This is a genomic window from Rubrivivax sp. JA1026 (assembly GCF_011065555.1).
Lineage (GTDB): Bacteria > Pseudomonadota > Gammaproteobacteria > Burkholderiales > Burkholderiaceae_C > Rubrivivax > Rubrivivax benzoatilyticus.
This window is the reverse complement of sequence record NZ_JAALCQ010000012.1, coordinates 38,449-52,577: the sequence shown is the minus strand read 5'-3', so window position 1 is coordinate 52,577 and position 14,129 is coordinate 38,449. Positions and strand designations below refer to the sequence as shown.

Annotated in this window: 13 protein-coding genes; 5 read left to right on the top strand and 8 right to left on the bottom strand. The window is 73.1% G+C overall.

What is annotated here, in order from left to right; all coding sequences use genetic code 11:
• Nucleotides 1-5 precede the first annotated feature (5 nt).
• Genes G5B56_RS18205 through G5B56_RS18190 form a run of 4 tightly spaced genes read left to right on the top strand, consistent with a single transcriptional unit; the run spans nucleotide 6 to nucleotide 3,648 of the window.
• Nucleotides 6-650: a TetR/AcrR family transcriptional regulator gene (locus tag G5B56_RS18205; RefSeq protein WP_164964162.1), complete on the top strand. Its 645-nt coding sequence runs from the start codon at nucleotides 6-8 to the stop codon at nucleotides 648-650.
• 1 nt (nucleotide 651) lies between these two features.
• Nucleotides 652-1,614 (top strand): HlyD family efflux transporter periplasmic adaptor subunit, encoded by a 963-nt coding sequence (locus G5B56_RS20115; RefSeq protein ID WP_164964161.1) that lies wholly within the window; start codon nucleotides 652-654, stop codon nucleotides 1,612-1,614.
• Entirely contained in the window at nucleotides 1,611-2,531 is a 921-nt protein-coding gene (locus G5B56_RS18195) for an ABC transporter ATP-binding protein (RefSeq protein WP_164964160.1), read from the top strand. Before G5B56_RS20115 ends, G5B56_RS18195 begins: the two co-directional genes overlap by 4 nt.
• Nucleotides 2,509-3,648: an ABC transporter permease gene (locus G5B56_RS18190; RefSeq protein ID WP_206023549.1), complete on the top strand. Its 1,140-nt coding sequence runs from the start codon at nucleotides 2,509-2,511 to the stop codon at nucleotides 3,646-3,648. The genes G5B56_RS18195 and G5B56_RS18190 overlap by 23 nt, the downstream gene beginning before the upstream one ends.
• Nucleotides 3,649-3,735: 87 nt before the next feature.
• Here G5B56_RS18190 and G5B56_RS18185 read toward each other — a convergent pair whose 3' ends face one another.
• Entirely contained in the window at nucleotides 3,736-4,419 is a 684-nt protein-coding gene (locus G5B56_RS18185; RefSeq protein ID WP_009857013.1) for an ABC transporter ATP-binding protein, read from the bottom strand.
• Between the two features lie 4 nt (nucleotides 4,420-4,423).
• Here G5B56_RS18185 and G5B56_RS18180 point away from each other — a divergent pair, with 4 nt between their 5' ends.
• Nucleotides 4,424-5,068 carry an arylesterase gene (locus G5B56_RS18180; RefSeq protein ID WP_164964159.1) on the top strand — a complete coding sequence of 215 codons (645 nt, stop codon included), beginning with the start codon at nucleotides 4,424-4,426 and terminating at the stop codon, nucleotides 5,066-5,068.
• A 78-nt stretch (nucleotides 5,069-5,146) separates the two neighbouring features.
• Here G5B56_RS18180 and G5B56_RS18175 read toward each other — a convergent pair whose 3' ends face one another.
• The 7 genes from G5B56_RS18175 to dgcN all read right to left on the bottom strand — a co-directional run bounded on the left by G5B56_RS18175 (nucleotide 5,147) and on the right by dgcN (nucleotide 14,085).
• On the bottom strand, nucleotides 5,147-7,108 hold the full coding sequence (locus tag G5B56_RS18175; RefSeq protein ID WP_164964158.1) for a DUF6600 domain-containing protein: 1,962 nt from the start codon (nucleotides 7,106-7,108) through the stop codon (nucleotides 5,147-5,149).
• Between the two features lie 76 nt (nucleotides 7,109-7,184).
• Complete coding sequence (gene def, locus G5B56_RS18170; protein WP_164964157.1) at nucleotides 7,185-7,721, bottom strand: peptide deformylase; 537 nt, start codon at nucleotides 7,719-7,721, stop codon at nucleotides 7,185-7,187.
• A gap of 225 nt (nucleotides 7,722-7,946) precedes the next feature.
• Nucleotides 7,947-10,007, bottom strand: a complete 2,061-nt coding sequence (ligA, locus tag G5B56_RS18165; protein ID WP_164964156.1) for an NAD-dependent DNA ligase LigA — start codon at nucleotides 10,005-10,007, stop codon at nucleotides 7,947-7,949.
• Between the two features lie 59 nt (nucleotides 10,008-10,066).
• Nucleotides 10,067-11,389: a fumarylacetoacetase gene (fahA, locus tag G5B56_RS18160; RefSeq protein WP_164964155.1), complete on the bottom strand. Its 1,323-nt coding sequence runs from the start codon at nucleotides 11,387-11,389 to the stop codon at nucleotides 10,067-10,069.
• Nucleotides 11,386-11,931 (bottom strand): VOC family protein, encoded by a 546-nt coding sequence (locus G5B56_RS18155; RefSeq protein WP_164964154.1) that lies wholly within the window; start codon nucleotides 11,929-11,931, stop codon nucleotides 11,386-11,388. The genes fahA and G5B56_RS18155 overlap by 4 nt, the downstream gene beginning before the upstream one ends.
• A 152-nt stretch (nucleotides 11,932-12,083) precedes the next feature.
• Nucleotides 12,084-13,070 (bottom strand): N-acetyl-D-Glu racemase DgcA, encoded by a 987-nt coding sequence (dgcA, locus tag G5B56_RS18150; protein WP_164964153.1) that lies wholly within the window; start codon nucleotides 13,068-13,070, stop codon nucleotides 12,084-12,086.
• The gene (gene dgcN / locus G5B56_RS18145) at nucleotides 13,063-14,085 is read right to left on the bottom strand and encodes an N-acetyltransferase DgcN (RefSeq protein WP_164964152.1); all 1,023 of its coding nucleotides are present in this window, start codon (nucleotides 14,083-14,085) and stop codon (nucleotides 13,063-13,065) included. Before dgcN ends, dgcA begins: the two co-directional genes overlap by 8 nt.
• Nucleotides 14,086-14,129 lie beyond the last annotated feature (44 nt).

The window sequence follows — 14,129 nt, the reverse complement described above, 5'->3', positions numbered from 1 at the left end:
GCAGCATGAATTCCCGCCCCGCCGCCGACCCCGGCGCCCGCGAACGCCTGCTGCAGGCCGGACTGGTGCTGGCGCGCGAGCGCGGGCTGAAGGCGCTGACGGTGCGTGCCGTCGCCGCCGAGGCCGGCGCCAACCTCGGCAGCTTCGTGCATCACTTCGGCACGCGCGACGCCTTCGTCGCCGAGCTGATCGAGCGCTGGTACGCGCCGATGTTCGGCCAGCTGCAGGACCTGGCACGGCGCCCGGGCGACCCGCTGCCGGCGCTGCGCGAGGCGTTGCTGGAGTTCGTCGCGTGGGTCGCGCGGCACCGCGACTTCCTCGCCCTGCTGCTGGCCGACGCCGCGGCCGGCGAACCGGCGGTGCGGCGTTTCGTCGCGACGATCGAACAGCGCCACCCGGCGGTGCTGCTGGGCCTGATCGTCCAGGCGCAGGCCGCCGGCCGGCTGCGCCGTGCCGAGCCGCTGCACCAGCTGATGTTCCTGCTCGCCTCGCTGGCGCTGCCGGTGCTGGTGACGCGGCTGATGGGCGCACGCGAGATCGCCCCGGCCGCTTTCGTCGAGCGCCTGACGCCGCTGGCCGTGGCGCCCGAACGCATCGCCGAGCGCCTGGACTGGGCGCTGCGTGGCCTGGCCCCCGACCCGGAGCGCTGAGATGAACGCCCTGCCCCGCCACGCCGCCGTGCTGGCCGCCGTCCTGTCGCTCGCCGGCTGCGGTGCCGAGCGTGACGCGCCCTTGGCCGGTTATGCCGAAGCCGAGCTGGTCTACGTCGCCGCGTCGGCCGGCGGCACGCTGCGCACGCTGCACGTGCGCCGCGGCGACGCCGTGCAGGCCGGCCAGTCGCTGTTCGCGCTCGAGGCCGACGCCGAGGCGCTGTCGCGCCAGGCCGCCGACGCACGGCGCGCGGCCGCCGAGTCGCAGGCCGACGACCTGCGCAAAGGCAAGCGTCCGCTGGAACGCGCCGCGCTCGACGCCCAGCTCGCCCAGGCGCGTGCCGCGCTGGTGGCCAGCGAATCGGCGCTGAAACGCCAGCGTGCGCTGGTCGACCAGGGCTTCGTCTCGGCGGCGCGGCTGGACGAACTCGTCGCCGCACGCGACGCCGACGCCGCGCGCGTGCACGAGCTCGAAGCAGAGCGCCGCCTGGCCGACGAAGCGGCACGTGCCGACGCCGTGGCGGCGGCGGCCGCCAGCGCCCGCGGCGCCGGTGCCGACGCCGCGCTGGCGCGCTGGCACGAGGACCAGAAGTCGCGCAGCGCGCCGGTCGCCGCCCAGGTCTACGACACGCTATACCGCCCGGGCGAGTGGGTGCCGGCCGGCTCGCCGGTGGTCGTGCTGCTGCCGCCGGGCGCCGTCAAGCTGCGGTTCTTCGTGCCCGAGGCGCTGCTGCCACGCGCCCAGGTCGGCGCCAGCGTCGCGGTGGCCTGCGACGGCTGCCCGGCGGGCCTCACGGCGCGCATCGGCCACGTCTCGCCCGAGGCCGAGTACACGCCGCCGGTCATCTACAGCAACGAGTCGCGCAGCAAGCTCGTCTTCCGCGCCGAGGCCTGGCCCGACGGCGTCTCGGCGCTGAAGCCCGGCCAGCCGGTGCAGGTCTCGCTGCCGGACGCCGCACGATGAACGCAGAGTTCGCGATCGACGTGAGTGGCCTGAGCAAACGTTTCGGCACACGCACCGTCGTCGACGCGATCTCGATCCAGGTGCGGCGCGGCGAGATCTGCGGCTTTCTCGGCCCCAACGGCAGCGGCAAGACGACGACGATCCGCATGCTCTGCGGCCTGCTCGAGCCCGACGCCGGCGAAGGCCGCTGCCTGGGCCTGGACCTGCGCCGCGACGCGCGCCGCATCAAGCGCCGCGTCGGCTACATGACGCAGCGTTTCGGCCTCTACGAGGACCTGTCGATCGAGGAGAACCTGGACTTCGTCGCGCGCGTCTACGGCATGGCGCGGCGGCGCGAGGCGGTCGATGGCGCGCTCGAACGCCTGGGGCTGGCCGGCCGGCGCACGCAGCTGGCCGGTTCGTTGTCGGGCGGCTGGAAGCAGCGCCTGGCGCTGGCCGCCTGCATGCTGCACCAGCCCGAGCTGCTGCTGCTGGACGAGCCGACCGCCGGCGTCGACCCCAAGGCGCGGCGCGACTTCTGGCAGCAGATCCACAGCCTGGCCGCCGAGGGCCTGACGGTGCTCGTCTCGACGCACTACATGGACGAGGCCGAACGCTGCCACCGGCTGGCCTACATCAGCTACGGGAGGCTGCTGGCCGCCGGCACCGCGGCCGAGGTGGTGGCCGCGGCGGGCCTGCGCACCTGGACGCTGCGCGGCGAGAACCTGGCCGACGCGGTGGCGCTGCTCGCCGCCGACACCCGCTGGATGGCCGTGCCCTTCGGCGGTTCGGTGCACGTCAGCGCCCGCGCCGGCGAGGACTTCGCCGCCTGGCTGGACAGCGCCGCACCCGGCCGCTGGACCGTCGAGCCGATCGCCACCGGGCTCGAAGACGTCTTCATCTCGCTGACCCAGCATGCCCAGGATCCTCTCGCTTAGCTGGGGCCGCATCCTCGCGGTGCTGCGCAAGGAGCTGATCCAGCTGCGCCGCGACCGGCTGACCTTCGCGATGCTGATCGGCGTGCCGCTGATGCAGCTGGTGCTGTTCGGCTACGCGATCAACGGCGACCCCAAGCACCTGCCGACGGCCGTCGTCGCGCTGGACGAGTCGCCCGTCGTGCGCAGCGTCGTCGCCGCGGTGCGCAACACCGGCTACTTCGAGATCGTCGCGACGCCCAGCGAAGCCGGCGCCGAGGACCTGATCGCGCGCGGCGAGGTGCAGTTCGCACTGGTCTTCCCGGGCGACTTCACGCGCCGGCTGCTGCGTGGCGAGACGCCGCCGCTCGTCGTGCTGGCCGACGCCAGCGACCCGGCAGCCACCGGGCAGGCGGTGGCCGCGCTGGCGGCGCTGCCGACGCTGGCGCTGCGCAGCGAGCTCACAGGCGCGCTGGCGCCGCTGGCCGGCGGTGCGGCGCCGTTCGAGGTGCGTGTGCACAAGCGCTACAACCCCGAGGGCATCACCGCGTTCAACGTCGTGCCGGGGCTGATGGGCGTCATCCTGACGATGACGCTGGTGATGATGACCTCGATGGCGATGACCCGCGAACGCGAGCGCGGCACGCTGGAGAACCTGCTGGCCACCCCGGTGCGTCCGGTGGAGATGATGGCCGGCAAGATCCTGCCCTACGTGATCATCGGCTACGGCCAGGTGCTGCTGGTCTTCGCCGCGGCACGCGTGCTGTTCCACGTGCCGATGGCCGGCAGCTTCGTGCTGCTGTCGGCGATGGTGCTGCTGTTCATCGTCGCGACGCTGTCGGTGGGTTTCACCTTCAGCACGATCGCACGCTCGCAGATGCAGAGCATGCAGATGACGATGTTCTATTTCCTGCCGAACATCCTGCTGTCGGGCTTCATGTTCCCGTTCCGCGGCATGCCGGGCTGGGCGCAGACGATCGGCGAGGTGCTGCCGCTGACCCACTTCCTGCGCATCGTGCGCGCCGTGATGCTCAAGGGCAGCGGCTTCACCGACCTGTGGCCCGAGGCGGCGGCGATCGCCGCCTTCGCGCTGGCCGCCGGCGGCGTGGCGATGCTGCGCTACCGCCAGACCATCGACTAGCGCTGAAGCCTCAAGACCTTGCCTCGTGACGCGGCCGGAAGTCGACTGATCGGAGCGAGCGCGCCGCGCGGCGACGCTGCGGCTTGATCAGGCCGTCGTGGCCTCGGCCACCCGCCCCGCCTCGATGCGCAGCTGGCGTTCGCAGCGCGCGGCGATCTGCAGGTCGTGGGTGACGAGCACCAGCGTCGTGCCGGCCTCGCGGTTGAGCTCGAACATCAGCTCCATGACCTTGGCGCCGGTGGCGAAGTCCAGGCTGCCGGTGGGCTCGTCGGCCAGCAGCACCGCCGGACGCACGACGAAGGCACGTGCCAGCGCGACCCGCTGCTGCTCGCCGCCGGACAGCAGCTTCGGGTAGTGGCCCAGGCGTTCGGCAAGACCCACGCGCTGCAGCATCTCGGTGGCCGCGGCACGCGCGTCGCGCCGGCCCATCAGCTCCAGCGGCAGCATCACGTTCTCCAGCGCCGTCAGGTGGCCCAGCAGCTGGAAGTTCTGGAACACGAAGCCGACCTGGCGCGCGCGCAGCGCCGCACGTGCGTCCTCGTCGAGCGCGAAGAGGTCGGTGCCGGCCAGCGTCACCGTGCCCGCGGTCGGCGTGTCCAGCCCGGCCAGGATCGCCAGCAGCGTGCTCTTGCCCGAACCCGAGGCGCCGACGATGGCCACCGTCTCCTTCGGGAAAAGCGCGAAATCGATGTCGTGGAGAATCGTCAGCGTGCCGGTCGAATCGGCGACCTGCTTCGAGATGCGTTGGACGGAGATGATCGGATCGGACATTCGGATGCGGTGGACCCGCCGGCAGTGGCTGGCGCATGCTAGCGCGCTCGCCGTCTCCCCGGCGGTCGCGGGCCCGGCGGCGGCAGCCGGCACGCGCACCCTGCTCGTGCTCGGCGACAGCCTGTCGGCCGAGTACGGCCTGGCGCGCGGCAGCGGCTGGGTGTCGTTGCTCGACAAGCGTCTGGGCGCCCAGGCGCCGGGCTGGAAAGTCATCAACGCCAGCATCAGCGGCGAGACAACCTCCGGCGGCCGCACGCGGCTGCCGGCGCTGCTCAAGCAGCACCAGCCGGACCTGGTGATCCTGGAGCTCGGCGGCAACGACGCGCTGCGCGGCCTGCCGATCGCCAACACACGCGACAACCTGGCGGCGATGGCGCGCAGCGCGCGCGAGGCCGGCGCCAAGGTCGTCGTCGTCGGCATGGAGGTGCCGCCGAACTACGGCCGCCGCTACGCCGAGGACTTCGCCGCCTCGTTCGCCAAGGTCGCGCGCGAGACCGGCGCAGCGCTCGTGCCCTTCCTGCTGCGCGGCGTGGCCGACGTGCCCGAGGCCGAGACGCTGTTCCAGCCCGACCGCATCCACCCCACCGCGCAGGCCCAGCCGACGATGCTCGACAACGTCTGGCCGGTGCTCAAGCCGCTGCTGCGCTGATCCACCGCGGCGCCTGGGCGCCCCAACGCGGGCTACCAGGACGCCGCCCGCGCGCCTGAGCCCGACGCCGGGGCCGATTCAGCGATCGTCCTGGCGCGGGCCGCCGCGGCGCTCGCCGCCGCGCCGATCCTCGGCCTTGTCGTCACGGCGTTCGGGCTGGCGCGGCTGCATCTGCGGTTGCATCTGCGGCTGCATCTGCGGTTGCATCTGCGGGCGCTCCGGTGGGCGCTCCTGCACCGCCTCTCGGCCGCGCGGCTCGACCGGCATGCGCGTGAACTCGCGGCCAGGGCGTTCGACGCCCTGGTCGGGCGCACGGCGCTCGACGGTCTGCGGCGGCCGCGGAGCACGCTCCTCGGCCGGCCGCGTGGTCCAGGTCGTGCCGCGGCGCTCGGTCAAGGCCGGCGGGTCCGTGCGCTCGGTGGGCTCGCGCCGCGGCATCGTGGGCTCCGGGCTGCCGAAGTTCGTCGCCGGCAGCGGACGCGTCGTCGTGCGATCGTTCTGCCGCTCGTCGCGGCGGTCGTCCCGCCGGTCGTCGCGGCGCTCGTCGGCGCGCTCGGCCGGCGGTACCGGCGTTCTGGTGAAGCCGGAGCCCGGGCGGGTCGCCCCGCGGTCGGTGTCCGGCCAGGGCGACGGCACACGCTCGTCGCGCTGCTCGCGTGGCGGGTCGCGACGCACCGGCGGCAGCGTGCCGCGGCGGCCGTCGTCACCGCTGCTCCAGCGCGGCGAAGGCGGCGGCGGCCGGCGCACGGCGTCGCTGGCCGGCGCCTGCGGCAGCGCCGCCGGGGTGTCGGTGCGCAGCGGCTGGCGGCCCACCGGCACGTCGACCACCGCCCGGGCCACCGGCTGGCGGCGCACCAGCACGTCGCGCGAGACGACGGTGACGCCGCCGGGCACACCCTGGTTGGTGTACATGATCGGCCCGGTCGGCACGCGGCGCGGCAGGTGCGGGTGGTGGTTCACGCGGTCGACGTAGACCGGCGTGACGCGGTAGTACGGCACGAAGACCTCGCGCGGCGCCAGCGGCACCCAGCCGACCGGCGGCCCGCCGAGGTTGATCGAGAGGCTGAAGTTGGAGCCGCCGACCCAGGCCACCAGCGCCGGCGCGTAGACCGGGCGTGCGACATAGGCGCCCGGATACCAGGCCCAGCGGTTGCCCCAGTACATCCAGCGGCCGTAGTGGAAGGGCGCGAAGCCCCAGGGCGCGTCGTCGACCCAGGTCCAGCCCCAGGGCGCGACCCAGGCCCAGTGGCCGTAGCGGTACGGCGCCCAGCCGGCCGGCACCGCCGACGGGACCCAGACGTTGCCGTACTCGGGGTGACGGTCCCAGCGGCCGTAGCGGTCCAGATCCTCGGCACCGGTCATCTCGGGCGAGACGTAGCGGTAGGCGGCACTGCGTTCGTCGGCGCGGTCCTCGCGGCGGGCCCAGTCGGCGAATTCGTCGTCGGGCGGCTCGTCCCAGCGGCGCTGGGCCCGGCCACGTTCGTTCCAGAGTTCGACGCGGCGGCCGTCGTCGACGGTGAAGGCCGCGGCGCCGGCCGGGTCGACCCTCAGCTCGCCGCGCCAGGCCGTGGCCCAGCTGACGTCGTCGACGCGGTCGGCGCGGTAGTAGCCGGCACGGCGCGGGTGCAGCGTGGCCTCGTCGGTGACGAGTTCGGTCTCGTCGGCGACCTCGCTGGAGCGCACGCGCAGCGCCGCCGCGCCGCTGTGCAGCCGCAGCGAGACCCGCTGGTCGTCCAGGCGCTGCACCTCCAGCTCGGTGCTGCCGCCCAGGCGCACCGTCGTCGAGCCGATGCGCAGCGTGGCGCGGGCATCGCCGTCGGTGGAGATGCGGTCGCCGCGGGTCAGCGGGCGATTGGTGGAGACGTCGACCCAGGCGCCCTGGGCGTCGTCGTAGAGCCAGACGCGGCCGTCGGTGGCGGCGACCCGGCCGACGCGCCCGGGCGGGTCGTCCTGCGCGAAACCCAGCGCCGGCACGGCCAGCGCCGCGACGGTGACGAGGCCGGCAGCCAGCCGGCGGACGAGGCGTTCAGCACGGTTCATGTGTCTCCAACGCGCAGCGCGGGGGTGACGCCGACCGGCCCTCATGTAAACCGGTGTTTCTGCCGCGGGCCGGCCTTCAGTCGTCGGCCGCCGGGTCGAGCTCCGGGAAGAGCACGCTGGTGAAGCCGAGTTTCGTCAGGTCGTCCATGCGGGTCGGGTACAGCCGGCCGATCAGGTGGTCGCACTCGTGCTGCACGACACGGGCGTGGAAACCCTCGGCCTCGCGTTCGATCGGCCGGCCCTGGGCGTCGAAGCCGGTGTAGCGGATGCGCGCGAACCGCGGCACGACGCCGCGCAGCCCCGGCACCGACAGGCAGCCTTCCCAGCCATCGACGGTCTCGTCGGACAGCGGCGTGATGACCGGGTTGCAGAGCACCGTCATCGGCACCGCCGGCGCCTCGGGGTAGCGCTCGTTGCGCTCGAAGCCAAAGACGACGAGCTGGAGGTCGACGCCGACCTGCGGCGCGGCCAGGCCGGCGCCGTGGGCGGCGGCCATGGTCTCCATCATGTCGGCCACCAGCGCGTGCAGCTCCGGCGTGTCGAAGGCCTCGACCGGCTGGGCGACGCGCAGCAGGCGGGCGTCGCCCATCTTCAGGATTTCGCGGACCGGCATCGGCGGATGGGGCAGTGGCAGGCCGGCCATTATCCGGCGCGGGGGATCGGGGGGGATCGGGGTCAGGGGGATCGGGGTCAGGTCTCACGAGACCTGACCCCAACCTCAGCTGACCGCAGCCCGGGCGGATCGGGCGGAACGGGGTCACGGGCGGAACGGGGTCAGGTCTTGCGAGACCTGACCCCAAACTCACAGCCTCAGAGACCTGACCCCAGCCCCCCAGCCTCAGCTGCCCGCCGCGGCGCCGTCGGTGGGCTGCAGCAGCCGCCTGAGCCCGTCCTCGTCCAGCACCTCGATGCCCAGCTCGCGCGCCTTGTCCAGCTTGCTGCCGGCTTCCTCGCCGGCGACGACGTAGTGCGTCTTCTTCGACACCGAGCCGGCAACCTTGCCGCCGGCGGCCTCGATCATCTCCTTGGCCTGCTCGCGCGACAGCGTCGGCAGCGTGCCGGTCAGCACCAGCGTCTTGCCGGCCAGCGGCAGCGCCGCGGCGTTGGCGACGGCCGCGCCCTCGTGCTCGTCCCAGCGGATGCCGGCGGCCCGCAGCTGCTCGACGACCTCGCGGTTGTGCGGCTGCTCGAAGAAGGTGCGGATGCTCTGCGCGACGATCGGGCCGACGTCGCGCACTTCCAGCAGCTGCTCGACGCTGGCGTCCATCACGCGGTCCAGGCCGCCGAAGTGGCGTGCCAGGTCCTTGGCGGTGGCCTCGCCGACCTGACGGATGCCCAGCGCGTAGAGGAAACGCGCCAGCGTCGTCTGCTTGCTCCTGTCCAGCGCGGCGACGAGGTTGGCGGCGCTCTTCTCGGCCATGCGCTCCAGCGCCGAGAGCTTGGCCACGCCCAGCGTGTACAGCTCGGGCAGCGTGCGGATCAGGCCGCCGTCGACGAGCTGGTCGACGAGCTTGTCGCCCAGGCCCTCGATGTCCATCGCACGCCGGCCGGCGAAGTGCAGCAGCGCCTGCTTGCGCTGCGCGGCGCAGAACAGGCCGCCGCTGCAGCGGTGGTCGATGCCGCCGCGCTCGCGGGCGACGGCGCTGCCGCAGACCGGGCACTGGCGCGGCATGCGGAAGTTGGGCACGTAGCCGGCACGTTCGCCCGGCACGCGGCCGACGACTTCGGGGATCACGTCGCCGGCGCGGCGCACGATGACGTCGTCGCCGACGCGCACGCCCTTGCGGCGCAGCTCGAACAGGTTGTGCAGCGTCGCGTTGCTGACCGTCGTGCCGCCGACGAACACCGGCTCCAGCTTGGCCACCGGCGTCAGCTTGCCGGTGCGGCCGACCTGGATCTCGATGGCGTTGAGCCGCGTCATCTGCTCCTGCGCCGGGTACTTGTGCGCCACCGCCCAGCGCGGCTCGCGGGTGACGAAACCCAGGCGCTTCTGCAGCGCGATGTCGTTGACCTTGTAGACGACGCCGTCGATGTCGAAGGGCAGCGCGTCGCGCGCCGCGGCGATGCGCCGGTGGAAGGCGACGAGGCCGTCGGCGCCCTGCACCACGGCGCGCTCGCCGTTGACCGGCAGGCCGAAGGCGGCCAGCGCGTCCAGCGTGCCGCTGTGCGTGGGCGGTTGGGTCCAGCCGTCCACCTCACCTAGACCGTAGGCATAGAAGTCAAGCGGGCGCTTTCGTGCCTCAGTGGGGTCCAAAAGCCGCATAGCTCCTGCAGCAGCGTTCCGAGGATTTACAAAAGTCTTCTCCCCCTTCTGACGCTGCCGCTCATTTAGACGTTCGAACTGGTCTCGTCTCATGAAGACCTCGCCTCGAACCTCTATGACTCCTTCCTCAACGCCATTGAGCCGGAGAGGAATGCAACGAATGGTTCTCACGTTGTGAGTGACTTCCTCCCCGACTTCACCGTCACCACGAGTTGAAGCCTTCCAGAGAACACCGTTCTCGTACCGAAGATTGATTGCGAGCCCATCGAACTTCAACTCTGCGCAGTAATCGACAGCGGGATCAGTCGCCGCTAGGCCGAGCTCCTTCCGTACACGCGCGTCAAACGCAGCGGCGCCATCTGGTGAGGTGTCGGTCTCTGTCCTTATGCTCAGCATGGGCACTGCGTGCCTGACCAGCTCAAGTCCGGTCAATGCTGCACCGCTCACCCTCTGAGTTGGTGAGTCTGGCATTCGCAGCTCCGGATATGCAGTCTCGATCGCCTGCAGTTCCTGGAACAGGCGGTCGTACTCGGCGTCGGGGATCTCCGGCGCGTCGAGCACGTAGTAGCGGTGGGCGTGGTGCGAGAGGATGCGGCGCAGCTCGGCGGCGCGCTCGGCGGCAGACGTCGGGGACATGGCGGGATTGTCGGTCAGGAAGGCCGCCGAGCTCGGCCCCGGCCACCGCCGCCGAGGCGTCAGCGCAGCGCCGGCAGCACCGTGCCGCGGCACTCGCCGAGGCCGATGCGGCGCTGGCCGGGCGCCTCGCACCAGCCGCGCAGCACGACCGTGTCGCCGTCTTCGAGGAAGGCGCGCTGCTCGCCGCCGGGCAGGCCCACCGGACGTTTGCCGCCGACCGACAGCTCGATCAGCGCGCCGGCCTCGGCCGGCGTCGGGCCGGAGAGCGTGCCGGTTCCCAGCAGGTCGCCGGGGCGCAGGTTGCAGCCGTTGATGCTGTGATGGGCGACGAGCTGGGCCATCGTCCAGTAGGCATGGCGCCAGCTGGTGCGGCTGATCGTCGCGCCGGCCTCGCCGCGCGCGCGCATCGCCGCGGTCTGCAGCTCGACCGACAGCTGCAGGTCGACGGCGCCGACCTCGGCCGCCGCCGGCGAGTCCAGGTAGGGCAGCGGCCGCGGGTCGCCTGGCGGCCGGCGCGCGGCGCCGACGCGGAACGGCGCCAGCGCTTCCAGCGTCACGACCCAGGGCGAGATCGTCGTCGCGAAGTTCTTCGCCAGGAACGGGCCCAGCGGCTGGTACTCCCAGGCCTGCAGGTCGCGCGCCGACCAGTCGTCGAGCAGGCAGACGCCGAAGACCTGGTCCTCGGCGGCGCCGACCGGCACCGGCTCGCCGAGCGCGTTGCCGGGGCCGACGAACAGGCCGAGCTCGAGCTCGAAGTCCAGCCGGCGCGTCGGCGCCAGCTCGGGCTGCTCGGCGTCGGGGCGCATCTGCTGCCCCCAGGGCCGGCGGATGCCGGTGCCGGACACGACGATGCTCGACGTGCGGCCGTGGTAGCCGATCGGCACCCACTTGTAGTTGGGCAGCAGCGGGTGGTCGGGGCGGAAGAGCTTGCCGACGTTCGTGGCGTGGTGGACCGAGGTGTAGAAGTCGGTGTAGTCGCCGATCTGCGCCGGCAGCGTGAACTCGGCCGCCGCCTGCGGCACCAGCGCGGCCTCGAGGCGCGCGCGTTCGACGGCACCGGCACGCAGCAGCCGCGACAGCGCCTGGCGCAGCGCTTGCCAGTGGCCGCGGCCGGCGGCCATCAGCGGGTTCAGCGTCTCGCCGGCGGCCAGCGCCAGCGCCTCGGCGGCGCGGCCGTCGGCGACACCGGCGGCCTGCAGCGCCGCCAGGTCCAGCACCTGGTCGCCGATGGCGACGCCGCCACGCCAGGCCTGGCGGCTGCCGGCGCGGCGGAAGACGGCGAACGGCAGGTTCTGCAGCGGGAAGTCGGTGCCGTCGGCGTTGGCCGACTCGACCCAGCTCGCGAGCGCCGGGTCGTGGGTCTCGTCGACGCCCGGCCTCATGCGCCCTCCTTCGCCAGGCTGCCGTCGTGCATCCAGGCGGCGTGTTTGGGCGCCTTCTTGGTACGGCTCCACTCGTCGAGCATCTCGCGCTTGACGGCGTCCAGCCGCGACATCATCTCGGGCGTCGCGCAGTCGGCGGCCAGTTCCAGCCGGTGGCCGTTGGGGTCGAAGAAATAGATGCTGCGGAAGATCGTGTGGTCGGTCGGGCCGACGACCTCGATGCCGGCGGCTTCGAGCCGGGCTTTCGTGGCCAGCAGCGTGTCGACCGAGTCGACCTGCAGCGCCAGGTGCTGCACCCAGGCCGGCGTGTTGCGGTCGCGGTCCATTGCCGGCTGGGTCGGCAGCTCGAAGAAGGCGAGCACGTTGCCGCCGCCGGCGTCGAGGAAGACGTGCATGTACGGGTCGGGCGCCTGGGTCGACGGCACCTTGTCCTCGGCGATGGCGAGCATGAAACGCATGCCGAGGTGGCGCTCGTACCACTCGACGGTTTCGCGGGCGTCGCGGCAGCGGTAGGCGACGTGGTGGATCTTGCGGACCAGCATGGGAAGGCTCCAGTCGGGCGCAGGCTCGTGGCCCGCGTGCACGGCGCGCCTGCGTCCCGATGACGGCACCGCGCGCCGCGGCCAGCGACTGTGGCGCGGCGCGCCGCCGGCCGCGCCGGAGTTTTCCCTAGCGGCGCACGGCGCCTGTCACCTCAGTCCCAGAGCCCCGCCGGCGCCGGCTGCATGACGCTGCCGTCGAAGGCGAAACCCGGCACGCGGTCGCGCGCCAGCAGCAGCGGGCCGTCGAGGTCGACGAAACGCGCCCAGGGCGCGAGCAGGAAGGCCGGCGCCATGGCCAGCGAGCTGCCCAGCATGCAGCCGACCATCAGCCCGAGACCACGTTCGCGTGCCGCCTTCGCCACCTCGATCGCCTCGGTGAGGCCACCGGTCTTGTCGAGCTTGACGTTGACGAAGGCGTAGCGTCGCGCGACGGTGTCCAGCGTCTCGCGGCCGTGGAAGCTCTCGTCGGCGCACAGCGGCACCGGCGAGGCGAAACCTTCGAGCACGGCGTCGGCCGCGGCCGGCAGCGGCTGCTCGATCAGCGCGATGCCAGCCTGGGCGCAGGCGGCGAGATGGCGGTCCAGGTTCGTTTCGGTCCAGGCCTCGTTGGCGTCGACGACCAGCGTCGCGCCCGGTGCCGCGGCGCGCACGGCGCGGATGCGTTCCTCGTCGCCGTCGCCGCCGAGCTTGACCTTCAGCAGCGGCCGCGAGGCCGCACGCGCCGCGGCGGCGGCCATCGCGCCCGGGTCGCCCAGGCTCAGCGTGAAGGCGGTGACGGTCGGCCGCGGCTCGGGCAGGCCGGCCAGCGCCCACACCGGGCGGCCGGCGCTGCGCGCCTCCAGCGCCCACAGCGCGGCGTCGAGCGCGTTGCGCGCCGCGCCGGCCGGCATCGCGGCGGCGAGATCGGCACGGCGGCCGCCCGCGGCCAGCCAGCCGGCCTGGGCGCGCACGCTTTCGGCAACGCCGTCGACCGTCTCGCCATAACGCGCATACGGCACGCACTCGCCGCGGCCGGTGATGCCGCCCTGCGTGACGCTGGCAACGACGACGACGGCCTCGGTCTTGGTGCCGCGCGAGATCGTGAAGCCACCGGCGATCGGCCAGCGTTCGACGGCGACGTCGAGCCGGGCCTCAGACACGGCCGCTCTCCGGGAACTCGGCGAGCAGCCGGTCGACGAGCCCGTCGACACCGTAACGCACCGGGTCGGTGGCCGGCAGGCCGTGTTCGCTCGCCAGTGCGGCGAGCAGTTCGCGCGCGGCGGCGTCGTCCAGCGCCCGGGTGTTGATCGCGATGCCGACCGGGCGGATCGCCGGGTTGGTCAGCCGGCCGCAGCGCACGGTCAGCTCGATGACCTCGGCGATCGTCGGCAGCGCGTGTTTCACGCCGCGCATCGTGCGCCGCGTCGGCTCGTGGCAGACGACGAAGGCGTCAGGCTGGGCGCCGTGCAGCAGGCCCAGCGAGACGCCGGCGAACGACGGGTGGAACAGCGAGCCCTGCCCTTCGATCAGGTCCCAGTGGCCGGACGCGGCGGCCGGCGCCAGCCACTCGACGGCGCCGGAGATGAAGTCGGCGACGACGGCGTCGATGGCCACGCCGTGGCCGGAGATGAAGACGCCGGTCTGGCCGGTGGCGCGGAAGTCGGCGTCCAGGCCACGCGCGCGCATCGCACGTTCCAGCGCCAGCGCGGTGTACTTCTTGCCCGACGAGCAGTCGGTGCCGACGGTCAGCAGGCGCAGCCCGGGGCGCTTGGTGCCCTTGCCGGTGGCGAAGGTCTGGTCGTTGTGGCGCACGTCGAAGAGCTGCACGCCGTTGTGCGCCGCGGCCTCGCGGATCTCGGGGATCTGCGCCAGGCGCACGTGCAGCCCGCTGGCGACGTCGAGCCCGGCCTCGATGGCCTGGACGATCGTCGCCACCCAGTGCGCCGGCAGCACGCCGCCGGCGTTGGCGACGCCGACGATCAGCGTCTTCGCGCCGGCGGCCACGCCTTCGGCGATCGTCATCTCGGGCAGGCCGAGATCGGCCTGGCAGCCGGGCAAACGGGTCTGGCCCAGGCACCACTCGCGACGCCAGTCGACGATGCCGTGGGCGGTCTTGGCGGCGAGCTGGTCATGCACGTCGCCGAGGAACATCAGGTACGGATGCGGAATGTCCATCGGAGCTCCAGTGGGTCGGGCACGGCGCGGCGCCGGTGCGGCCG